Below are 21945 nucleotides of genomic sequence, written 5' to 3' on the forward strand. Positions count from 1 at the left end.
CAAATTAATGCCTGAAGCGGCAACTGGCGAGGGCCGGCCGGACCGAACATCCGCCAGCAGCCTTGCGCGCCGCGATGTAGCTGCTGGCCACGGTCGGCGCAAGCATCGGGGCCGTATTTCAACTGGCCGGCGCGCGTTCGGCGGCCGAGATGCAGAGCCGTCCGGTCCGGAACACCACGTCACGCTGCGAGGACAATGTCTCGCAGCGATCAACGACGTAATCGATGCCGTGCCCCGCGGCATAGGCCAATCTTGCGGCGTGGGACTCCAGCGCCTCCGTCTCGGTCATGCGCTCGTGCCAGATCGGGTAGTAGGACGGCGTCCACATCGCGGCGGCGCCGCGCTTTTGGTCGACCCAGATGCGGCGATGCGCCACGAATTCGAAGATGGTCACCCGCGCGAGCGCGAGGTCCCCGGGATGCGCCGTCGTGGTTTCCGCGCGACGGGGTAGCGGCAGGAAGATCGCATCGGTCCGTGTCGCAGCGCGCGCCCAATTGCCGACGTCCTGCCACTCATCGACCGCATCGTTGAAGAGGCGGTTGACGGCGACGTTCTGCCAGACCGCAAGCGGCCATAGCACCAGACCCGCCAGCGCCAACGTCGCATAGCCGAACCGGCGATGCGAGGCGGGCGCGTCGTCCGTCACGCCCGTGGCCAGGATCACGCCCACAACCAGTGGAACGACCAGCGCGATTGCGATGCCGTTGATGCCAAGGCAAAGCACCATCAGGCACCCCGGGAGGAAGGCGATCGCACGGTCACGGCTCAGCCAGTTGGTCGCGAGCGCCGCCATGGCAAGTCCGGCCAACAGATAGATCTGGGTCCCCGAACGCAGCAGTTGAAGATTGAGAACGAGATTTGCGCCGGAGACGAATGGAATGACGATACCGACCGCATAGACCAGGACCGCGCCGAGATAGGCCGCCCGCAACGCGCGCGCCCGGGCGCCGAACCACGCAAACGCGGCGGCGCCGGCGGCGATCACCGCGACCATCACGAGGATGCTGTCGAGATCGACCGCCGTGATCAGCGAATGGCCGGCATAATATTCACGGAGATAGGCCGGATAGTCGAAACCGGGCGGCTTGCCGAACTCGGGATTGCCGAGCACGGCATGCAAGACCGGATAGGCAATGGGGAGCGAGATCACGAGCCCGGCGAGGGTCCGCCACCAGACGGTCCGCAGCGTCGTCTCGCCTCGAAGCATCGAGGTGACCGCGACGAGAACCAGCAGCGGCGCCAGCCAGACGGCAACGAAGGCATTGACGAAGAAGGTGACACCGCAGGCAATGGCCGCCGACGTGAACCATCCTCGCGCCGCGAAATAGATTGCGAGCAGGACGGTGCCGTTGGCGATCTCGGAATGCGTGAAATAGTTCACGAACAGTCCGCCCATGCCGGCCCGGGCGTAACCATCGAGGAACGCGATCGCGCACAGGATCAGGCTGAAGACGATCTTGTCGCGCCGCGTGACGACGCCGAGCAGCGAGGCGCAGCACAGGAACCCGACGAAAGACAACAGGCGCGACAGATAATTCAGGACGAAGAACAGCACTTCCGTCTGCCCCACGTCCTTCTGGGTGTCGTTCAGCAGGATCCAGACACCGGAGGCGAAATAGCGCAGGGACTGGATGAAGGCGTCATCGTGAAACTGCGGCTCGTTGCCGAGCCCGCCGACGATCGGAAGATGGAACAGGTTGTTCCAGATGCCGAAGGCGAAGCCGGTGCGCAGCAGGGACACCACGGCCGCGAACGCCGCAATCACCAGCGTATCCACGATCGCAGGCGAGAGCGCCCGCAAGCCCTTCCGCCTCGCGGTACCCAGGCTCGATATCGCCAGGCTCATCAGATCGCCGCCAGCATGATACAGACCATCGCCGCCACGGTGGTGCGGCTCGCGCCGTCCCGGAAGGCGTAGATGATGGGATCGTCGGGCATCTCGCGGCGATGCGCGATCATCAGGGCGCGGCCGAACCAGTACAGCAGCAGCGGCGCCAGCAGCCACAGCAGCCAGGGACGGCTGTAGAGCGGCGTCACCGCGGAGGACGAGACGTAGAGCGCGAACACCGTCACCGCATTCATGGCGCTCGCCGCCGCCATCGCGGCGATGATGTGCAGATCGCTGATGCGGTAGTCGCGGTTGGAGGGATCGGCGAGGCCTTCGCCCTGGCGCATGCTGAGCTCGCTGAAGCGCTTGATCAGCGCGAGCGAGGTGAACACGAACAGCGAGAACACCATCAGCCACTCCGACAGCACGACGCCGGCCGCGACCGCGCCTGCGCCGATGCGCAAGGAATAGAGGCCGGCGAGCGTCACGATATCGACCAGCATCTTGCGCTTGAGCACAAGCGAATAGGCGATGGTGGTGGCAAGATAGGCGGCGAGCACGCCGAGGAAGGTCAAGGAGATGCAGAGGCTGGCGGCGAAGGCAAACAGCCACAGCGCGGGGATCGCCGATAGCGCCGAGGAGATCGGCAGGTCGCCCGCCGCGAGCGCGCGGTGGCGCTTGGTCGGATGCTCGCGGTCGGCGGCGAGGTCGAGCAGATCGTTCATCAGATAGGCGCCCGACGCACAGGCCGAGAACGCCAGGAACGCCAGCAGCGTGGTGCCGAGCGTGGCAAGGTTCAGCTGATGCGCCGTGATGACAGGCACGAACACCAGCGTGTTCTTGGCATATTGATAGATCCGCAGCGCCTTCGCCCAGGTATTCAGACTCGCGCGGCCGCGGCTTCGATGCGCGATGCGCTCGATCGCGGCGCGATCGAACGGCAGATGATCGCCCGCAGCAAGATCGGCGGGCGTAACGACGCCGTCAAAACCGAGATGCGCGGCGATGCCCGTGGCGTGCTCGGCGAAGCGGCCGGCGACCAGGAAAATCTTGGCGCCGCGCGCCCGCGCCACCAGCGCCTGGTTCAGCACGTCGGCATCATAGGGAAGCTGGGCGTAGTCGAGCTCGGCGCGCGCCAGAATATCCGTGAGCGCCGCCATGCCGGCGCGCCCCCCCGCGCCGAAGCGGGCCAGCATGCGCGCGGGACTCGAGAACAGCGCCTCCATCAGCAGCTCCGAGCGCAACAGAGCGCCTTCGAGATCGATGAGGAGGGTGCGCCCCGGCACCACTGAGGCCTGCGGCGCGGCCTCACTCCGATCGTGCTGCCTGACGGGCTGCTCCATCCGAAAACGCTCTGACTGACCGCGACACGGCCGGCCCAAGGGCTGGGGAGGCCGGGGAGCAGGAAAATGGACGGCCGCGAGCCTAGGGAGCATTCGCTAAGGGCGGCTTAATTCGACCGGCCGAACGGCGGCCGAAAGGGTCCGCCGCCAGGCTGTGTTGCCGGGATCCCACAATCCGGCGTGCGCGCGATATACCAGCGGAACTTGAGGCCGGTGCCCGTGGAAATCGCCCTCGCCCACCCTATCTGAGCCCAGCTTCTCACACGCATCAGGTGCCATGACAGACCAGACGCTCGCCGCGCCGATCGACGATCAACAGCAACGCCAGCGCGGCTTTTCGCGCTACCAGTCACTCCTCGTGGCATTGCTCGCGTTCGCCCAGTTCACGATCATCCTCGATTTCATCATCATGTCGCCGCTCGGCGCCATCCTGATGCCCTCGCTCGACATCACCGCTGGGCAATTCGGCGTCGCGGTGTCGGCCTATGCGTTCAGCGCCGGACTCTCCGGCATCCTCGCCGCCGGCTTTGCCGACCGTTTCGATCGCAAGCGGCTGCTGCTGTTCTTCTATGTCGGCTTCACGCTCGGAACGCTGCTCTGCGCGCTGGCGCAGACCTACCACGTGCTGCTGCTCGGCCGGATCGTGACCGGATTGTTTGGCGGCGTGATCGGCTCGATCGTGCTGGCCATCGTCACCGATCTGTTTCCGCTGCATTTGCGCGGCCGCGTGATGGGTTTCGTGCAGACGGCGTTCGCCGCGAGCCAGGTGCTGGGCGTTCCGGCCGGACTGTTTCTCGCCAGTCACTGGAGCTGGCATGTCTGCTTCTTTGCGATCATCGCCCTGTCGATCCTGGCGATCGCCATCATCGCCTTCGCCATGGAGCCGGTCGACGCGCATCTGAAGCTGAAACAGGACAAAAACCCGTTCCACCATCTGGTCGCGACCATCGGCGAGCCGCGCTACACGCTGGCCTTCGCGGTCACGACATTGCTGGCGACGGGCGGCTACATGCTGATGCCGTATTCCAGCGCCTTCACCGTCAACAATATCGGCATCGACATCGTGCATCTGCCGACGATCTATCTGGTCTCCGGCCTGTTCAGCATCGTCACGGGACCGCTGGTCGGCCGCGCCAGCGACGCCTTCGGCAAATATCCGACCTTCGTGTTCGGCTGCGCGATGACGGTTGTCATGGTGCTGATCTACACCCATCTCGGCCACGTCTCGCTGGTGACCGCGATCATCGTCAACGTGCTGCTGTTCGTCGGCATCTTCTCGCGCATGATCCCGTCGCAGGCGCTGATATCGGCGATCCCCGATCAGAGCCAACGCGGCTCGTTCAGCGCAGTCAGCGCCTCGCTCCAGCAGCTTTCCGGCGGGCTCGGCTCGGTGCTTGCGGCTGCGATCATCTCGCAACAACCTGATGGTTCGCTGCTCCATTTCGAGCGGATCGGCTACGTCGTCGTCACCACGACGATCATCACGCTGGTCGCGATGTATTTTGTGCAGAAGTCGGTGACGGAAAGGGCGGGGCGGAGTGTGGTGTGAGGGCGCTGGAGGTGAAGCAGCATGGCGATACGAGCGAACTCGGGCGACGCCCTTGAAAACCTTGCCCACAAGGCTGGTTGCGCTAGACGCCGCGATCGCGCGCGGGCTCGACGACGCGAAGACGGGTCGGGTAAAGCCGAGTTCTGAGAATTTTGACCGACTAGAGGCGAAATTTGCCGGTAACGTCGACCAGACGTGATCCGTAAACGGGACCAAAAGACTAGATTTTCTACGAGGTGGCGCTGCCGAATAACGGTCGCACCGACTTAAAGTGGTGCCCAGGAAAGGATCGGATTGCGACCATCGAGAAAGCCCGAATTTGCTGGGATTTTCAGCCGTCCGGTAGGAACCGGCGTTGTGTACCGTTTTCAAGCCGGTTCGAGCCGCGCCAGGAGTACGATGTGACGGAACAGTTTGAAGCTAAGGCCGCAGAAGGGGGTATGCCGCGACGGATCGATATTGAGCTATTTATTGTGCACCCAACGTTGGAGCCCACAGACATTAGCACCGCGCTTGGGTTGGACGCGCACTTTGGTCATCGTGTTGGAGAGCCCAGGAAGACCCCGAAGGGCACTCTCCTCCAGGGAAATTACCACGATACGCGATGGAGACACTGCGTCCGGTGCAGTCTCGTGGATCAATGGTATGCCGCAGAGGTGACGAGATTTGTCGATAGACTTGAGCCTCACAAGACGTTTTTCGCCGACCTCAAATCGACGGGCGGCACAGCGCAGGTAATCATTCAGTTTTTTGGCGACGGATACTTGGGTGACGAGCTACCCGTAGCCACTCTGGCGAAGCTGGTCGACCTTGAGCTGGCCCTTGCGATCGAATGTTTCACGGACCCACAGTCGTGACCGGGTCAACCTGTCGAGAGGATCGCTCTCCATGACCCGCAATGCCAATTTAGATGACGAAGCGGCGAGACTAACGGAGTTACTTCGAGGGAAAGTCGTAAACGTGGTGTGGCGTCACCGGCCAAAAGAGATCGGGATTGAGTTCAATGACGGGACACGCCTGTTTGTTGACGCGGTCGATGACGGGCTGGATCTCTCTGTCACCGGAGGCGACGAGTTCGATGAGACTTAAACCGCTGTCACGGCTGATGCCGCATCGATGACACCACCGTGAAACAACCCAATCCAAGGAAGCATCGATTGATTCGGCGGCTCCAGTGGAATCCCGATCGCGCAGGCATCGTGTGGATGCTGGTGTCAGCAATTATTGTTGTCACCATGTTTGCTGCGGTTGTAATTTACTACCCTTTCTTACCACAGCGGAACGCTGGTGCGGGCTTTGGACCCGACTGGGATTGCATCCCTCACCCCAGCAGCGAACCCACATGCATCAAGAAGATCGGCCGATGAAAGCGAGGTTTCGATGAGGCTTGAACCCAGCTGCCGCAAGCGCTCGCTCTAAACGTTCAATCGAAAAGCAAAGCAATTCCGCTGGGACCAAATTCTTGAACGCTTGGCGATGCTACGAGCGCTGCTTCCAGACCAAGGGATCGCGACTCGTGTGAAACACCGCAACGACATAGACCGCATCGTGCGTTTCACGAAATAAGAAAATGTAAGGGAGGCGGCGTAGCAACGCGCGACGTGTGTTCTTGAGGGGTGTCATACCAACGGACGGCCTCGGCGAGGTTCGCCCTCGCCGCAAGCGTAAAAAGAATCCTGGCCACTTATCGGGACCGGCGGTCAAGCTCGGTGTCGATATCCTCCCAGGGGATCGATTCGCGACGATCCGCGTCAAACGTCGCAAGCCGACGGTCGAGTTCGGCCACCTGTGCCGGGGTCAACGTCACGTCGGCAGCGGAGAGGCTGTCCCAAAGCTCGCCGATGAGGTCGAGCCGTTCCTTGGGCGTTAATCGGCTGATGTCGAGCGTTGCCATAGTCCCGAATCCTTTGGCCCTTTTGCCAACGAAATCACAATTCGCACGGAACCGTCGAGACCAATATCGTTATCGCCGCGATGAACGGAAAGAGCGGGCTCCGATGATTTTGGGACTATTCCGCAACAATATTGCGTATCGATCTACCGCCACCACCCACGACGGGTGAGCGGCCTACCAAGCCTCGGGCTGCGCCTTGAGGGGCATCCAAAGAAAAAAGCTGGTGCCCAGGAAAGGACTCGAACCTTCACGGCCGTTAAGCCACTGGCACCTGAAGCCAGCGCGTCTACCAATTCCACCACCTGGGCATGCCGTTTGGGGCACGGAGGCGGTTACTACGGTTCAGTGACGCTGTTGTCAATTCATGGTTCGGCTTGCCGATTGCGCATTGCAAACCGGGCCGATACAAGCCTGACAACACTCTGCTCTTCCGCAGGAATGGACCCCGGGAATAGATCTCATGGCATCGAATCTGGAAACTCTCGTCACGGTTTTCGGCGGATCGGGGTTTTTGGGCCGGAATGTCGTCCGCGCGCTGTGCAAGCGGGATTACCGGATCCGGGTCGCGGTGCGGCGGCCGGAACTGGCAGGATACCTCCAGCCCTCGGGCAAGGTCGGCCAGGTCCACACCATCCAGGCCAATCTGCGCTATCCGGCCTCGGTCGAGGCGGCGGTGCGTGATTCGGATGTCGTGATCAATCTGGTCGGCGTCCTCACTGAGGGCGGCGGGCAGACCTTTGACGCCGTCCAGGCCAGGGGCGCCGAGACCGTCGCCAAGGCGGCAGCCGCCGTCGGCGCAAGGCTGATCCACGTCTCGGCGATCGGCGCCGATGCCGAATCGCCCTCGCGCTATGCCAAGGCCAAGGCGGCCGGCGAGGCCGCGGTGACGGCTGCGGTGCCGGCGGCCACGATCTTCCGTCCCTCCGTGATGTTCGGGCCCGAGGACCAGTTCACCAACCGCTTCGCGGCGCTGGCGCGGATGTCGCCGGTGCTGCCGCTGATCGGCGGAAGCACCCGGATGCAGCCGGTCTATGTCGGCGACGTCGCAACCGCCATCGCCGATGCCGTCGACGGCAAGGCCAAGGCGGGCGCCACCTACGAGCTCGGCGGGCCGGAGGTGCTGACCATGCGCGAGATCATCGAGGCCATCGTCGCCATCGCCGATCGCAAGCCGATGCTGGTGCCGCTGTCGTTCGGCCTCGCCCGCTTCCAGGCCAACTTCCTGCAATTCGCGCCTGGGGCCTTCAAGCTGACGCCGGACCAGGTCACGCTGCTCGAGCGCGACAACGTCGTGTCGGATGCGGCCAAGGCTGCCGGCCTGACGCTGGAAGGGCTCGGCATCACCCCCGATTCGCTGGAAGCGATCGCCCCGCAATATCTCTGGCGCTTCCGCCCGCAGGGCCAGTTCCAGCGCAAGAGCGTGTGAGGCTTCCGCGCCGTCATGGCCGGGCTTGACCCGGCCATCCACGTCTTTGTTAACGCGGATGCTAAGAACGTGGATGCCCGGCACAAGGCCGGGCATGACGAGCTTGTGGCGCGAGCTGCAGCAGCCTCAAAACTTCAGCTTCTTGAACACGGCCTCCGGCAGCGTCTTGATGATGAGCATCACGAGACGCCATTTGCCGCTGACATAGACGACATCGGTCTTCTTCTCGACCGCGCCCAGGATCGCATCGCCGACGACAGGCGCATCGACGGTGAGCGGGCCGATCAGCTTCATGCCTTCCGTCATTTTGGTGCGAACGAAACCGGGTTTCACGGTGACCACATGCACGCCACCGCGGCTGGCGCGGGCGCGCAGGCCCGACAGGAAGGCGGAGAAGCCGGCTTTGGCCGAGCCGTAGACATAGTTCGAGGCGCGGCCGCGATCGCCTGCCACCGATGATACGCCGACAATCGTGCCATTGCCGCGGCCTAAGAATTTTTCGGCGAACAGGCCGAGGATCAGCGACGGTCCCTCGTAGTTCGAGCGCATGATCGTGGTGGCGTGCGCGAGATCGCTCTCGGCATTTTGCTGGACGCCGAGGAGGCCGACGATCGAGACGACAACGTCCGGCAACACGGGAAGGCCGGCGACAAAGCCATCGAATGATCCCGTGTCGAGCACGTCGAATCTCCACGTGCTCGCTTCGATGCTGTAGCGCGCGCGCAGATCCGCGGCGTCGGGCTCCAGCGCGGCGACATCGCGGCCGGCGAGGCCGACATCGTATCCCGCCTTGGCAAAGGCGCGTGCCGCGGCGCGGCCGATATCGGAGGAGCCACCGAGCACCAGAACGGTCTTGCGTGATGTCACGGCTTAAACCTCATCGAACAGGCGTTGTGAAAGCTTGGAGCGGATGTTGCTGGCGGGATCGAGCGATTTGCGGATCGCGTTGAAGCGCGACAGCGCGGGATAGCCGGCCTCGAAAGTCGCGCGCGACTGCCGCGCATCCTTGGCGAGATAAAGCCGCCCGCCGGCGGCGACGACGAGACGGTCGATCTCGTCGAGGAAGTTCAGGATGTCGCCCTTCACCGGAAAATCCAGCGCCAGCGTGTAGCCGGGCAGCGGAAACGACAGCAGGCCATCGCCGTGGCCGAGCTTCTTCAGCACCGCGAGGAACGAGGCATCGCCGCGCTTCGAGACACGATCGAGGATGTCGGCGAGCACGGCGCGCGCACCTCGCTCCGGAATCACGCATTGATGCTGGAGGAAGCCGCGCCGTCCGTAGATGCGATTCCAGTCGCTGATGCTGTCGAGCGGAAAGAAATACGGATAGAGCGAGACCACATGGTCGCCGCCGGCGCGCCTTGCGCCCATGCGGTAGTAGAGCTCGTTGAAGGCACGGACGCTCAAGCGGTTGAGCGTCATCGACGGCAGATCGAAGGGCACGGCGAGGTGGGGATTCTTGCCGATTGGAAAGCGATCGGCGTCCTCAGTAAGCTCGTCGGCGCGGACGTGCTCACCGAGATAGATCAACGAGCGGCCGAGATCGCGCCCTCGCGCCACGCAATCGATCCATGCCACCGAATAGGTCGCGGACTCGCTCGCCTCGAGCGCGCGCATCGCGGCGTCGAGATCGGATGCGGATATCACCCGCTCGCGGATCCAGCCGGTCTCGACGGGACGCAGCCGCATCGTGGCTTCGAGGATGATTCCTGTGAGGCCCATGCCGCCGACGGTCGCGAAGAAGGCATCGGAATTTTGCTCGCGCGAGATCTCGATCGTCTCGCCCGCCCCGGTGCGCAGCAGAATGCTGTCGACATAGCGGCCAAATCCGCCCTCGCCATGATGATTCTTGCCATGCACGTCGGCCGCGATGGCGCCGCCGACCGATACGAATCGCGTGCCCGGCACCACGAACGGCAGGAAGCCGCGCGGGCCAAAGGTGTCGATCAGGTCGGACAGCAGCACGCCGGCTTCGAGCCGGATGCGGCCAGTTGCCGGATCGAACCACCTGACCCGGTCGAACGTGGTCATCCCGATCGTCCTGACGGCGCCGATCGCGGCATCGCCATAGGCGCGGCCATTGCCCCTGGCCACGGAGCCGGTCACAGCGACAGCCGCACCCACGGCCTCGAACGACCGCGGCCGCAGCACTTCGCTATCGACGACCGGGAAGCGCCCCCAGCCGCTGACGAGGGTCATCGTTCAGCTCCGCCTGCGGGCCATCCCGCTCCGGACACTGCCTACCGGTCAAAAGCTGATATTGCGTTGAGGCTTGTCGGCAGATTGTCAAAGGTTAATGGCCGAGCGCCAGCGCGATCAGGCCGAGCGTGCCGACGATGACGCGCCACCAGGCGAACACCACGAAGCCGTGGCGGGTGACGTATCCGAGGAACGCCTTCACCACGATGACCGCGGTGATGAACGACACCACGAAGCCGATCGCGACGATGCCCATGTGGTCCATCGTCATCTCGGAGCGGTTCTTGTAGAAATCGTAGGCGAACGCGCCGATCATGGTGGGGATGGCGAGGAAGAACGAGAACTCCGCCGCCGCCCGCTTGTCGGCACCCAAAAACATCGCGGCGACGATGCTGGCACCGGAGCGCGACACGCCCGGGATCATCGCAACGCACTGGGCGATGCCGATATAGAGATACATCAGCAGCGGAAACCTGGTGGCGTCATGCTCGCGCGCCTTGAGATCGAGCCGATCGACCCACAACAGGATGGCGCCGCCAACGATCAGCGAGAAGCACACGACCCAGGGGTTGAACAGCATGCTCTTGATGTATTTGCCGGCGATGAGACCGACGATCACCGCAGGCAGGAACGCCACCAGCACGCCGATCACGAAGCGGCGCGCATAGGCATCACCCGTGAACATGCCGATCGCGACGTCCCACAATTTCTTGAAGTAGAGCACGACGATCGCAAGGATTGCGCCGAGCTGGATCAAAACCGTAAACGAATCCCAGAAGGCGCCCTCGCCAAGGCCGAAGAAGCGCTCCGCAAGCAGCAGGTGCCCGGTCGAGGAAACAGGAAGGAACTCGGTCACACCCTCGATGATGCCGAGGATCACTGCCCGTATTGCATCTGACATATTTACGGTCCATTTCCGCTGGAAAAGCGGGGCTCTTCTCGCCCATTCGCCCCTTTCCCGCAATCGCAAAATGCGGCATCGCACCCTTGCTTCGCGGTTTTGAAAGACTAGTGTGGCGCCGCACAAACATTGATGGATTCTTAAGCACCATCAAATAGTCAAAGGCTTCATGTTTACGCTGTTTCATCATCCGTTCTGTCCGCATTCGCGCTTCATCCGCCTGATCGCGGGCGAATACGGGCTCGAACTGAAGCTGGCCGAGGAGCGCAGCTGGGAACGGCGCGAGGCATTTCTGCTGCTCAATGCGGCCGGCACGACGCCGGTGCTGGTGGACGACGAGCAGCCGCCGATCCCCGGCGCGGCCATCATCGCGGAGTATCTCGACGAGGCCTATGGCGCCGAGATGGGCCCCAAGCGCCTGATGCCGGAGACGATCGCCGAGCGCGTCGAGGTGCGCCGGCTGATGGCCTGGTTCAACGAAAAGTTTTTCGAGGAAGTCTCCCACCCGCTGGTCACCGAGCGCATCTACAAGCGCTTCATGAGCGAGGAGAATGGCGGCGGCCCGCCCTCACCCGACGTGATGCGCGCGGCGAAGGCCAATGTGCGCTACCATCTCGCCTATATCGGCTGGCTGGCGCAGACGCGTAACTTCCTCGCCGGCGACCGGCCCACTTACGCGGATTTCGCCGCCGCGGCGCATCTCTCGGCGATCGACTATCTGGGCGACGTGCCATGGAGCGAGGACGACGCAGCAAAGGCGTGGTACGCGCGGGTGAAATCCCGCCCGTCGTTCCGTCCGCTGCTGAGCGAATGGCTGGCGGGCGTGCCGGCGTCGCGGACCTACGTGGATCTGGATTTCTGAACGCCGATCCGACTGAACTGAAGGCGGCGCTGGCGCGCGAAGCGCGCGCGCTCGGCTTCGACTGCATCGGCATCACTGAGCCCGGCACGATCGAGAACGCTGGAAAACATTTCCTCGAGTTCATCGCCTCCGGCGGCCATGGCGACATGGACTGGCTCGCGAACCAGCCGGAGCGCCGGGTCGATCCACGCGGGCTGTGGGCTGATGTGCGCAGCGTGATCATGCTCGGCGTCAATTACGGCCCCGACCAGGATCCGCTCGCGATCCTGCGAGAGCGCACGCGTGCGGCGATCTCGGTCTATGCGCAGGGCGACGACTATCACGACCTCATCAAGAAGCGGCTGAAGGCGCTGGCGCGCTGGCTGGTCGCAACCGCGACTTGTGAGGTGAAGACTCGTGAGGTGAAGACTTGCGAGGTCAAGGTGTTCGTCGACACCGCGGCGGTGATGGAGAAGCCGCTCGCGCAAGCGGCCCATCTCGGCTGGCAGGGCAAGCACACCAATCTGGTCTCGCGCGAATTCGGCTCGTGGCTGTTTCTCGGCGCGATCTACACCACGCTAGAGCTGCCGCGCGACGGCGCCGAGATCGATCATTGCGGCTCGTGCCGCGCCTGTCTCGACATCTGCCCGACCGCAGCGTTTCCCGCGCCCTACAAGCTCGATGCGCGGCGCTGCATCTCCTATCTCACTATCGAGAACAAGGGACCGATTCCGCGCGAGTTTCGTAAAGCGATCGGCAACCGCATTTATGGCTGCGACGATTGCCTCGCAGCGTGCCCCTGGAACAAGTTTGCGCAGGAGGGACGTGAAGCCAGGCTCTCCGCACGCGACGAGCTGCGTGCGCCCGGTCTTGCTGAACTTTCACGGCTCGGCGATACCGCGTTTCGCGTGCTGTTCACGAAGTCGCCGGTAAAGCGGATTGGTCGCGATCGCTTCTTGCGCAACGTGCTGATTGCGATCGGCAACTCGGGCGAGGTGGCACTGTCGGAAGAGGCGCGGCGATTGCTCGGAGATGAGAGTGCATTGGTGCGCGGGGCTGCCGTGTGGGCGCTGGGGCAGTTGCTGCCGCCGGATGAGTTTGCGACGATGAAGACGAATGCGACTGCCAACGAACGCGACGAAAGCGTGCGTCAAGAGTGGCAGGCCGCTTCCTAACACTCGGTGTCATGTCCCGCCTTGTGCGCAGTTGCGCACTGGGGCGGGGCATCCAGTACGCCGCGGCCTCTCGATTTAATCACAGCCTTCTCGGAGTACTGGATCGCCCGGTCAAGCCGGGCGATGACAGTGGTTGTCGGTAACCCCGCTGTCATTCCGGGGCGTGCGAAGCACGAGCCCGGAATCCATCAGGCCGCAAGAATGGTGGCGGAATGGATTCCGGGCTCGCGCCAAGTGGCGCGCCCCGGAACGACAGCTACGCCCGATGCCGCTTCATCTCCGGCCGCGCCTTCAGCTCCGCGCCCTGCTTGCCGACGATCTTCGCAATCCGCTCTGGCGCAAACTTCAGATCGACGAACGCCGGCGCGGTGTTGGCGACCTCGTGGTAATTCACGATCTTGCCGTCGCGCAGCGTCATGATCGCAACACCTTCGAACATCGCCCGCGAACCGTTCGCTTCCGGCAGGGTCGATGTGTAGCTGAAGGTGTAGCGCGCATAGAGCGTGGTGCCGTTGCTGACGGGATCATGCATGTCCCATCGGAAATCCATCGCCGTGCGATAGAACCAGTCGTCGACCATCGCGGCGATCTTGTCGCGGCCGGCGAACGCGCCGTAGAACACGTCGTGATAGACGCCGTCGTCGGTGAACAGATCGGCAAAGGCGCGACCGTTGCGCTGTTCGACCGCGTCGCAGAAAGCGCGCAGCATGGCGGTGGTGGTCATTGGGGTATCTCCCTCTCCTCCGTCATGCCCCGCGAAGGCGGGGCATCCAGTACGCCGAGACTTTTCGGCTCAAACACAACGGCCTCTGGAATACTGGATCATCCGCCTTCGCGGATGATGACATCGAATTCTGGGCACCACTTCACCCGATCTCCGCCACCGCGGCAAGAATGCGCGCGATGTCTTGCGGGCGGGACAGGCGGTGATCGCCGTCCTGGATCATGGTGAGCACGACGTCGTCGGCCGGCAGGCGATGCGTCAGCGCGAACGCGTGCTGCCACGGCACATCGGGATCCTGGGCTCCCTGCAGAATTCGGACGGGGCAGCCGAGATCGATGGCGCTGCCGAGCACGAGGTGGTTGCGCCCCTCCTCGATCAGGTTCCGCGTAATCGGATAGGGCGTGCCGTCGCCATATTCGGATGGCCGCAGCCAAAAACCCTTGGTCTCGATCTCTTTCCTCACCTCGGGCGAAAAGTTCTTCCACATCAGCTCTTCCGTGAAGTCGGGCGCCGGCGCGATCAGCACCAGGCCCGCGAGCGATGCCTGTCCCGAACGCTTCCTGATCTCGCGTGCGAGCAGCAGCGCCATCCAGCCGCCCATGGAGGAACCGATCAGGATTTGCGGACCGGTGCAGAACCGCTCGAACACCGCGACGCTGTCCTCAAGCCAGCGTCCGATGGTCCCGTCGGCGAAATCGCCGCTGGATTCGCCATGGCCGGAATAGTCGAACCGGACCGCGGCACGGCCATGCTCGCCGGCCCAGCCATCGAGCGCCACCGCCTTGCCGCCCTGCATGTCCGACTTGAAGCCGCCGAGCCAGACCAGGCCGGGCCCTTGTCCGGCGCGGCTGCGCACCGCGATCCGGCGCGCCGACGGACCCTCGCCCAATTCGACAAAGTTGAGCACGGCATCGGGAATTGCTGGGGGCATGGAACGTTTACTCTGGCTGTGGGGTTTGAGCTGTCCGGGCGCATTTCCGCGAAGCAACCCTATATTGGTATTGACCCTTTGGGACGCTTGCGGAACGGGTGCAAGGTGTCTATGTCGAGCACCGTGCCGATGGGCGTGACCAAAATGCCTCGCATTTGAGGGTTTTCGCTCTCCGCAGGAGCGACTTGCTTGCCGGCAAACGCATCTTCCTGCAAAATAGCCGCTTCCTTTCACAACTTTGGAGAACCACCCATTCGCCGTCCCAATAGAGCCCCGGCCCCTGCCGCCAAAGACGGGCCGCGCATCAATGATGATATTCGCAATGCGCAGATCCAGCTGATCGATCAGACCGGTGACAACAAAGGCACCGTCGAGACGATGCTTGCCATCAAGTTGGCCCAGGAAGCCGGCATGGATCTGGTCGAGATCTCGCCAAATGTCAGCCCTCCCGTCTGCAAGATCATGGACTACGGGAAGTATAAGTATTCCGCCCAGAAGAAAGCCGCCGAAGCCCGCAAGCGTCAGAAGACCGTCGAGATCAAGGAGATCAAGCTCCGCCCGATGATCGACGATCACGACTATGACGTGAAGATGCGCGCGATGCTGCGGTTCTTCGAGGAGGGCGACAAGGTCAAGATCACCTTGCGCTATCGCGGCCGCGAAATGGCGCACCAGGAGATCGGCACCAAGCTGCTGGACAAGATCAAGACCGACGTCGCCGAGCTCGCCAAGGTCGAGCAGGATGCCCGATTCGAGGGCCGTCAGGTCGTCATGGTCCTGGCGCCGCGCTGACGCCGGCTCTTCAGGACTGAAAGTTCAACGGCCCGTCCGGATCTCCGGCGGGCCGTTTGTGTTTTCAGGTCCGCGTTGCCTGCCAGGTGCCGCTGCATTGGTCGCCAGAGATGATGCCCCTCCAGGAGCCCGCACCCGCCGCGCCGCCAAGCCGGCCACCGCCGCTGGCATGGGAGGCGCCGACCGACACCTGGACCGCGACAGCGCCGCCGCGATTGATCGTGCCGGAGACCCGGCCGCCGCCGGCGGACGACACCCGGCTGCCGGTCACGGTGAAGGGCACGCTGTAACCCGAGCTGCAATTGCCGCGGGTGGTCGCGAAGGTGACATTCCAGATCCCGTCATAACTGACGATGCGGGCATCGGCGGCCGAGGGGACGGCGGCAGCGAGCACGGCGAATAGCGCCAGGTGGCGCGGACGGGCGAAAACCGACAAAATCGATTGGGAAAAATGGGCCATTTTGGTCCTGCTCCGGACGGGACGACGTGAACAATGAGGTGGTAACCCCCAATAGTCGGCGGCCAGGTTCCGGCGGTTCATCGTTGCCAATTGGCCTGTCCTCTGTCATAAGGCCGACCTTCATCGCCCGGCTGATTAAGGGCTGCCGTGGCGGTGTTTCGTGCGGGTTTCGCGCTTGTTCGCAAAACCTGAGCACAATCAACGCTCTAACGAGCATTTTGACGGCCAGCCGCCTTCGCGGGCGGAACTCTGTGGCCATTAGGAGAGCCAAATGCCCAAGCTGAAGACCAAATCGGGCGCTAAAAAGCGCTTCAAGGTGACTGCCACCGGCAAAGTGATGCACGCCCAGCGCGGCAAGCGTCACGGCATGATCAAGCGGACGAAGAAGCAGATCCGTCAGCTCCGCGGCACCCGCGTGCTGTTCAAGACCGACGGCGACAACGTCAAGAAGTACTTCTTGCCGAACGCCTGACCGCGTCCACGATCATTGCCATCTCTGCCGCGCTTTAAGCGGCGATCCGAAAAACCAAGTCATCTCTGAAGGATTTTGTCATGTCTCGCGTCAAACGCGGTGTGACCGCCCACGCCAAGCACAAGAAAGTCTACAAGGCCGCCAAGGGTTTCTACGGCCGCCGCAAGAACACCATCCGCGCCGCCAAGCCGGCCGTCGAGAAGGCCCAGCAGTACGCCTTCCGTGATCGCAAGCGCAAGAAGCGCACTTTCCGCGCGCTCTGGATCCAGCGCCTCAACGCTGCCGTCCGTCCGTTCGGCCTGACCTACAGCCGATTTATCGACGGTCTCGCCAAGTCGGGCATCACCGTGGACCGCAAGGTGCTGTCGGATCTCGCGATCCACGAGCCCGCGTCGTTCCAGGCGATCGCCGAGAAGGCCAAAGCTGCGCTCGCAGCCTGAGGCTTGCGCTAGCGGGCGTTCCGGCCCGCGGCCTTCAGCGCGTGGTGGGAGTAACGCCGGGCCACCTCCGCCCGGCAGAATGCCGTGAACGAGAGATACATGGTGCCGGACTTGTTCCGGTACTTGCGGTCGCACACGCGCAGCTCGCGTTGGTAGGCCTGCGCCTGCGCGGCGTTGAGGCCGGACTTGAAGTCGGCCTCGCATTTCTTTTCGACGGCAGCACCGAGCCGACATCGCCGCTTGCGGTCAGTTCGCAATCCCTGAAGACCTTCATCGCGCTTTCGCAGCTCTTCTGCGCGCTGATGGTGTCTGCGACCTCGTCCAGCGTCATGGATTTGTCCATGCAGACCATGGCGCGCGCCGGGGTGCCTGCCACCGACAGAACGACCGCCACGACGGCAAGAAGAACAGCAAGGCAGCGTTTCGAAAGCATCGCAAAGGCCTCCACGTATCCCCCTTGGTGCCCGGCCCCCATGCGAGGTTCAACCCAGCTGGTCCCACGCCCGAAATGACCGGCTTTTTGCTTGACGTTACGGCCTTCGGGCGGCGACAACCCAGCCGAATTTGGAGCTAAGGATTTGACTGTGTCCGACCTCGCAACGCTCGAAACCTCCATCCTCGACCAGATCGCCGCCGCCGGCGATGAAGCCGCGCTCGAAGCGGTGCGCGTCGCAGCCCTCGGCAAGAAGGGCACGATCTCGGCGCTGCTTGCCACGCTCGGCAAGATGTCGCCCGACGAACGCAAGAGCCAAGGCGCGGCGATCAACCAGGCCAAGGACAAGGTCACCGAGGCGCTTGCCGCACGGCGCGACGTGCTGAAGTCGGCGGCGCTCGATGCGCGGCTGGCATCGGAGACCGTCGACGTGACCTTGCCGCTGCGCGATGCGGCAACTGATGCCGGCCGCATCCATCCGCTGAGCCAGGTCTGGGACGAGCTGACCACGATCTTCGCCGACATGGGATTCTCGGTCGCCGAAGGTCCTGACATCGAGACCGACGACTACAATTTCACCAAGCTCAACTTCCCGGAAGGCCATCCGGCGCGCGAGATGCACGACACGTTCTTCTTCCATCCGAAGGAGGACGGCTCGCGCATGCTGTTGCGCACCCACACCTCGCCGGTGCAGGTGCGCACCATGCTCACCCAGAAGCCGCCGATCCGCGTGATCTGCCCGGGCCGCACCTACCGCATCGATTCGGACGCGACCCACACGCCGCAATTCCACCAGGTCGAAGGTCTCGTCATCGACAAGCACTCGCATCTCGGCCACCTCAAATGGATCCTGCACGAGTTCTGCAAGGCGTTCTTCGAGGTCGACCACATCAACATGCGCTTCCGGCCGTCGTTCTTCCCGTTCACCGAGCCGTCGCTGGAAGTCGACATCCAGTGCCGCCGCGACAAGGGCGAGATCCGCTTCGGCGAGGGCGAGGACTGGCTCGAGATTCTCGGCTGCGGCATGGTGCATCCGAACGTGCTGCGCGCCTGCGGCATCGATCCCGACGAGTACCAGGGCTTCGCCTGGGGCATGGGCATCGACCGCATCGCCATGCTGAAATACGGCATCGCCGATTTGCGCCAGCTGTTCGACAACGACGTCCGCTGGCTCAACCATTACGGCTTCAAGCCGCTCGAAGTGCCGACACTTGCCGGGGGGCTGAGCTCGTGATGTTTGCGCCCAATGAAGGGCTTGCGATAGCTCCCCCCGTTCCCGTTGCAGAAACAACCCTCTCCCTGCCCCTCCCCCGCAAGCGGGAGAGGGGGCAGACCGCCTCCGTGGAGAAAAAGCAGCCATGAAATTCACCCTCTCCTGGCTGAAGGATCATCTCGACACCGACGAGCCGCTGGAAAAGCTTGCCGACAAGCTCACCATGATCGGGCTCGAGGTCGAGAACATCGAGGACAAGGCGAAGGCGCTGCAGCCTTTCACCATTGCGAAGGTGATTTCGGCCGAGCAGCATCCCAATGCTGATCGGCTGCGCGTCTGCATGGTCGACACCGGTGACGGTGGCGCGCCGGTGCAGGTCGTGTGCGGGGCGCCGAATGCGCGCGCCGGGCTCGTCAGCGTGTTCTCTCCGCCCGGCACCTACATTCCCGGCAAGGACATCACGCTCGGTGTCGGCACTATTCGCGGCGTCGAGAGCCGCGGCATGCTGTGCTCGGCGGCCGAGCTGCAGATCTCCAACGACCATGACGGCATCATGGAATTGCCGGCCGATGCGCCGATCGGCGCCGGCTATGCCGAATGGGCCGCGCTCGGCGATCCCGTGATCGAGATCAATCTGACGCCGAACCGTCAGGACTGCACCGGCGTGCACGGCATCGCGCGCGACCTTGCCGCCGCCGACATGGGCAAGTTCAAGGACGCCTCGATCAAGCCGATCAAGGGCGAGTTCCCGTGTCCGGTGAAGGTCACGGTCGAGGACGCTGCGCTGTGCCCGGGTTTTGCGTTGCGCCTTGTGCGCGGCGTCAAGAACGGCCCGTCGCCGGAATGGCTGCAGAAGCGGCTGACCGCGATCGGGCTGCGCCCGATCAACGCGCTGGTCGACATCACCAACTTCATGACCTACGACCGCGCGCGTCCGCTGCACGTGTTCGACGCCAAGAAGGTGGTGGGCAATCTCGTGGTGCGCCGTGCCCGCGACGGCGAGGCGCTGCTCGCGCTCGACGGCCGCGCCTACAATCTCGATCCCTCGATCTGCGTGATCGCGGACCAGCACGGCGTCGAATCGCTCGCCGGCATCATGGGCGGCGAAGCCTCGGGCTGCGATGAGAACACCACCGACGTGCTGATCGAATCGGCACTGTGGAACGAGATCAATGTCGCCCAGACCGGCCGCAAGCTCGGCATCAACTCGGATGCGCGCTACCGCTTCGAGCGCGGCGTCGACCCGGCCTTCATGGTGCCCGGGCTGGAGCTCGCCACCAAGCTGGTGATGGAGCTGTGCGGCGGCACTCCGTCAGAGAACGTCGTGGTGGGCAAAACCTTCGGCGACGATCGCGTGATCGATTTCCCGCTCACCGAGGTCAAGCGTCTCTCCGGCATCGAGGTGCCGCAGGTCGAGATGAAGCTCATCCTGACCCGTCTCGGCTTCATGATGGCCGGGCCCGGCCCTGTGGTGAAGGTCGCGGTGCCCTCCTGGCGCTCCGACGTGCACGGGAAGGCCGACATCGTCGAGGAGGTCATCCGTATCTACGGCGTCGACAAGGTGCCGATGACGCCGTTCGAGCGTGGCGAGGACGCCCGCAAATCCGTGCTGACGCCACTGCAGCTTCGCACCCGCCGCGCGCGGCGCGCACTCGCGAGCCGCGGCATGACCGAAGCCGTGACGTGGTCGTTCATCACCAAGCCCGCGGCACAATTGTTCGGCGGCGGCCAGCGCGAGCTCGAAGTCGCCAACCCGATCGCCGCTGATCTATCGGACATGCGGCCGAGCCTGCTGCCGGGCCTGGTCGCAGCCGCACAGGCCAATGCCGATCGCGGTTTTGGCGACGTCGTGCTGTTCGAGGTCGGTCAGGTGTTCAGGGGCGATCGCCCGCAGGATCAGTTCATGGCCGCAAGCGGCGTACGCCGCGGCCTTGCGTCGTCGGACGGATTGGGACGGCACTGGTCGGGCTCGGCGCAGGCCGATATCTTCGACGCCAAGGCCGACGCGCTCGCGGTGCTGGCTGCGGCCGGTGCTCCGATGCAGGCGCTCCAGATCGTTGCCGGCGGCCCCGCCTGGCTGCATCCGGGCCGCTCCGGCACGATCCAGATCGGCCCGCAGAACGTGCTCGGCACTTTCGGCGAGATGCATCCGCGCGCGCTGGAGGCGCTCGGCGCCGACGGCCCGCTGATGGTGTTCGAGGTGATCCTCGACCGCATCCCCGAGACCAAGAAGAAGCCGACCCGCGCCAAGCCGCTGATCGAGCTGTCGGCGTTCCAGCCGGTGTCGCGCGACTTCGCCTTCATCGTCGACCGCGCCGTGAAGGCGGGCGATATCGTGCGCGCCGCGCAAGGCGCCGACAAGAAGCTGATCACCGGTGTCAACGTGTTCGACCTCTATGAGGGCAAGGGCATCGACGACGGCAAGAAGTCGATCGCCATCGCGGTGACGATCCAGCCGCGCGAGAAGACGCTGACCGATCAGGAGATCGAGGCCGTCGCGGCGAAGATCGTGGCGGAGGTCACGAAGAAGACCGCCGGCACTCTTCGCGGATGACCCTCGCGGATTTTCTCCCGAAGGACGTCAGTCTCACCATCGCGACGGCGCTCTGCGCCATCGCTTTCGTTTCGGGCACCGCGCGCGGCTTCTCCGGCTTCGGCTCGGCGCTGATCTTCATGCCGCTGGCGAGCAGTGTCGCAGCACCGCGGCTGGTCGCGGCACTGCTCCTCGTCATCGATTTTGTTGCTGCCGCACCGCTCTTGCCCGACGCGTGGCGAAAGGCCGACCGCAAGGCGACCGCAGTGATCGTGCTGGGCGCACTGGTCGGCGTGCCCGTCGGCACCTACTTCCTCAGCGTGCTCGAGCCCGTCACCACGCGCTGGATCATCTCCTGCTTCGTGGCCGCGCTGCTGCTGCTACTGCTGTCGGGCTGGCGCTACCGCGGCAAGGACCACGCCTGGCTGTCAGTCGGTATCGGCGGCCTCTCCGGCTTCTGCAGCGGACTGGCGCAGACCGGCGGGCCACCGATCGTCGGCTATTGGCTCGGCCGCCCCATTGCTCCCATCGTCGCGCGCGCCAATATCGTGCTGTTCTTCGGCGCGTCGGATTTCTTCTCGATGGTCAGCTATGCCACGACCGGTCTGATCTCCCGCGAGTCACTCGTGCTGTCGCTGATTGTCGGCCCGGTCTACGCGATCGGCGTCGCCTCCGGCACATCGCTGTTCGGCCGCGCCAGCGAAACGATATTCCGCGGCATCTGCTACGCGCTGATTGCGATGGCGGTGATCACCGGGCTGCCCGCGCTGGACCGGGTGTTGCGGTAGTTC

21 protein-coding genes and 1 tRNA gene are annotated in these 21945 nt (G+C 63.9%); 11 read left to right on the forward strand and 11 right to left on the reverse strand.

From position 1 onward, the window contains the following. Positions 1 to 118: 118 nt before the first annotated feature. Positions 119 to 1846: a hypothetical protein gene (locus tag FXB38_RS01620; RefSeq protein ID WP_148749039.1), complete on the reverse strand. Its 1728-nt coding sequence runs from the start codon at positions 1844 to 1846 to the stop codon at positions 119 to 121. Beyond that, positions 1846 to 3171, reverse strand: a complete 1326-nt coding sequence (locus FXB38_RS01625; protein WP_148749040.1) for a UbiA family prenyltransferase — start codon at positions 3169 to 3171, stop codon at positions 1846 to 1848. Before FXB38_RS01625 ends, FXB38_RS01620 begins: the two co-directional genes overlap by 1 nt. A 277-nt stretch (positions 3172 to 3448) precedes the next feature. Here FXB38_RS01625 and FXB38_RS01630 point away from each other — a divergent pair, with 277 nt between their 5' ends. Beyond that, positions 3449 to 4720, forward strand: coding sequence for an MFS transporter (locus FXB38_RS01630; protein WP_148749041.1), 1272 nt, complete (start codon positions 3449 to 3451; stop codon positions 4718 to 4720). An 888-nt stretch (positions 4721 to 5608) separates the two neighbouring features. After that, positions 5609 to 5809 (forward strand): hypothetical protein, encoded by a 201-nt coding sequence (locus tag FXB38_RS01635; protein ID WP_148749042.1) that lies wholly within the window; start codon positions 5609 to 5611, stop codon positions 5807 to 5809. A gap of 595 nt (positions 5810 to 6404) precedes the next feature. On the opposite strand, the gene FXB38_RS01640 is transcribed toward FXB38_RS01635, so the two are convergent. Both FXB38_RS01640 and FXB38_RS01645 read right to left on the reverse strand, forming a co-directional pair. Further along, positions 6405 to 6614, reverse strand: coding sequence for an addiction module protein (locus FXB38_RS01640; RefSeq protein ID WP_148749043.1), 210 nt, complete (start codon positions 6612 to 6614; stop codon positions 6405 to 6407). Between the two features lie 221 nt (positions 6615 to 6835). Continuing rightward, positions 6836 to 6922, reverse strand: a tRNA-Leu gene (locus FXB38_RS01645). 152 nt (positions 6923 to 7074) lie between these two features. On the opposite strand from FXB38_RS01645, the gene FXB38_RS01650 reads away from it, so the two are divergent. Further along, the gene (locus FXB38_RS01650) at positions 7075 to 8040 is read left to right on the forward strand and encodes a complex I NDUFA9 subunit family protein (protein ID WP_148749044.1); all 966 of its coding nucleotides are present in this window, start codon (positions 7075 to 7077) and stop codon (positions 8038 to 8040) included. Positions 8041 to 8166: 126 nt separating this feature from the next. Here FXB38_RS01650 and FXB38_RS01655 read toward each other — a convergent pair whose 3' ends face one another. The 3 genes from FXB38_RS01655 to FXB38_RS01665 form a co-directional block, all read right to left on the reverse strand. Beyond that, entirely contained in the window at positions 8167 to 8907 is a 741-nt protein-coding gene (locus FXB38_RS01655; protein WP_148749045.1) for an SDR family oxidoreductase, read from the reverse strand. Between the two features lie 3 nt (positions 8908 to 8910). Continuing rightward, positions 8911 to 10239, reverse strand: coding sequence for an FAD-binding oxidoreductase (locus FXB38_RS01660; protein WP_148749046.1), 1329 nt, complete (start codon positions 10237 to 10239; stop codon positions 8911 to 8913). Positions 10240 to 10333: 94 nt separating this feature from the next. Next, on the reverse strand, positions 10334 to 11140 hold the full coding sequence (locus FXB38_RS01665) for an undecaprenyl-diphosphate phosphatase (protein ID WP_148749047.1): 807 nt from the start codon (positions 11138 to 11140) through the stop codon (positions 10334 to 10336). Positions 11141 to 11309: 169 nt separating this feature from the next. On the opposite strand from FXB38_RS01665, the gene FXB38_RS01670 reads away from it, so the two are divergent. Both FXB38_RS01670 and queG read left to right on the forward strand, forming a co-directional pair. Continuing rightward, positions 11310 to 12002, forward strand: coding sequence for a glutathione S-transferase family protein (locus FXB38_RS01670; RefSeq protein WP_148749048.1), 693 nt, complete (start codon positions 11310 to 11312; stop codon positions 12000 to 12002). Then, complete coding sequence (gene queG / locus FXB38_RS01675; RefSeq protein WP_148749049.1) at positions 11951 to 13156, forward strand: tRNA epoxyqueuosine(34) reductase QueG; 1206 nt, start codon at positions 11951 to 11953, stop codon at positions 13154 to 13156. The genes FXB38_RS01670 and queG overlap by 52 nt, the downstream gene beginning before the upstream one ends. A gap of 256 nt (positions 13157 to 13412) precedes the next feature. Here the strand turns inward: queG and FXB38_RS01680 are convergent, their stop codons facing one another. Together FXB38_RS01680 and FXB38_RS01685 are read right to left on the reverse strand one after the other, a co-directional pair. After that, on the reverse strand, positions 13413 to 13880 hold the full coding sequence (locus tag FXB38_RS01680; protein WP_148749050.1) for a nuclear transport factor 2 family protein: 468 nt from the start codon (positions 13878 to 13880) through the stop codon (positions 13413 to 13415). Between the two features lie 142 nt (positions 13881 to 14022). After that, positions 14023 to 14811, reverse strand: coding sequence for an alpha/beta hydrolase (locus tag FXB38_RS01685; RefSeq protein WP_148749051.1), 789 nt, complete (start codon positions 14809 to 14811; stop codon positions 14023 to 14025). A 252-nt stretch (positions 14812 to 15063) separates the two neighbouring features. Between FXB38_RS01685 and infC the strand changes: the two genes are divergently transcribed. After that, positions 15064 to 15603, forward strand: a complete 540-nt coding sequence (infC, locus tag FXB38_RS01690; protein ID WP_148749060.1) for a translation initiation factor IF-3 — start codon at positions 15064 to 15066, stop codon at positions 15601 to 15603. A gap of 64 nt (positions 15604 to 15667) precedes the next feature. Here the strand turns inward: infC and FXB38_RS01695 are convergent, their stop codons facing one another. After that, positions 15668 to 16063, reverse strand: a complete 396-nt coding sequence (locus FXB38_RS01695) for a hypothetical protein (protein WP_187434604.1) — start codon at positions 16061 to 16063, stop codon at positions 15668 to 15670. A gap of 271 nt (positions 16064 to 16334) precedes the next feature. Between FXB38_RS01695 and rpmI the strand changes: the two genes are divergently transcribed. Both rpmI and rplT read left to right on the forward strand, forming a co-directional pair. Beyond that, positions 16335 to 16535: a 50S ribosomal protein L35 gene (rpmI, locus tag FXB38_RS01700; protein ID WP_008539890.1), complete on the forward strand. Its 201-nt coding sequence runs from the start codon at positions 16335 to 16337 to the stop codon at positions 16533 to 16535. Positions 16536 to 16615: 80 nt separating this feature from the next. After that, positions 16616 to 16975 carry a 50S ribosomal protein L20 gene (rplT, locus tag FXB38_RS01705; protein ID WP_014490867.1) on the forward strand — a complete coding sequence of 120 codons (360 nt, stop codon included), beginning with the start codon at positions 16616 to 16618 and terminating at the stop codon, positions 16973 to 16975. 8 nt (positions 16976 to 16983) lie between these two features. Here rplT and FXB38_RS45005 read toward each other — a convergent pair whose 3' ends face one another. Then, positions 16984 to 17232: a hypothetical protein gene (locus tag FXB38_RS45005; RefSeq protein WP_430640152.1), complete on the reverse strand. Its 249-nt coding sequence runs from the start codon at positions 17230 to 17232 to the stop codon at positions 16984 to 16986. A gap of 327 nt (positions 17233 to 17559) precedes the next feature. On the opposite strand from FXB38_RS45005, the gene pheS reads away from it, so the two are divergent. From pheS to FXB38_RS01725, 3 genes are all read left to right on the forward strand, one after another. Beyond that, entirely contained in the window at positions 17560 to 18642 is a 1083-nt protein-coding gene (pheS, locus tag FXB38_RS01715; RefSeq protein WP_148749052.1) for a phenylalanine--tRNA ligase subunit alpha, read from the forward strand. A gap of 124 nt (positions 18643 to 18766) precedes the next feature. Further along, a complete protein-coding gene (pheT, locus tag FXB38_RS01720) occupies positions 18767 to 21175 on the forward strand; it encodes a phenylalanine--tRNA ligase subunit beta (protein WP_148749053.1) in 2409 nt (802 codons plus the stop codon). Next, positions 21172 to 21942 carry a sulfite exporter TauE/SafE family protein gene (locus FXB38_RS01725; RefSeq protein ID WP_148749054.1) on the forward strand — a complete coding sequence of 257 codons (771 nt, stop codon included), beginning with the start codon at positions 21172 to 21174 and terminating at the stop codon, positions 21940 to 21942. Before pheT ends, FXB38_RS01725 begins: the two co-directional genes overlap by 4 nt. Positions 21943 to 21945 lie beyond the last annotated feature (3 nt).

The organism is Bradyrhizobium cytisi (assembly GCF_008123515.1).
GTDB lineage: Bacteria > Pseudomonadota > Alphaproteobacteria > Rhizobiales > Xanthobacteraceae > Bradyrhizobium > Bradyrhizobium cytisi.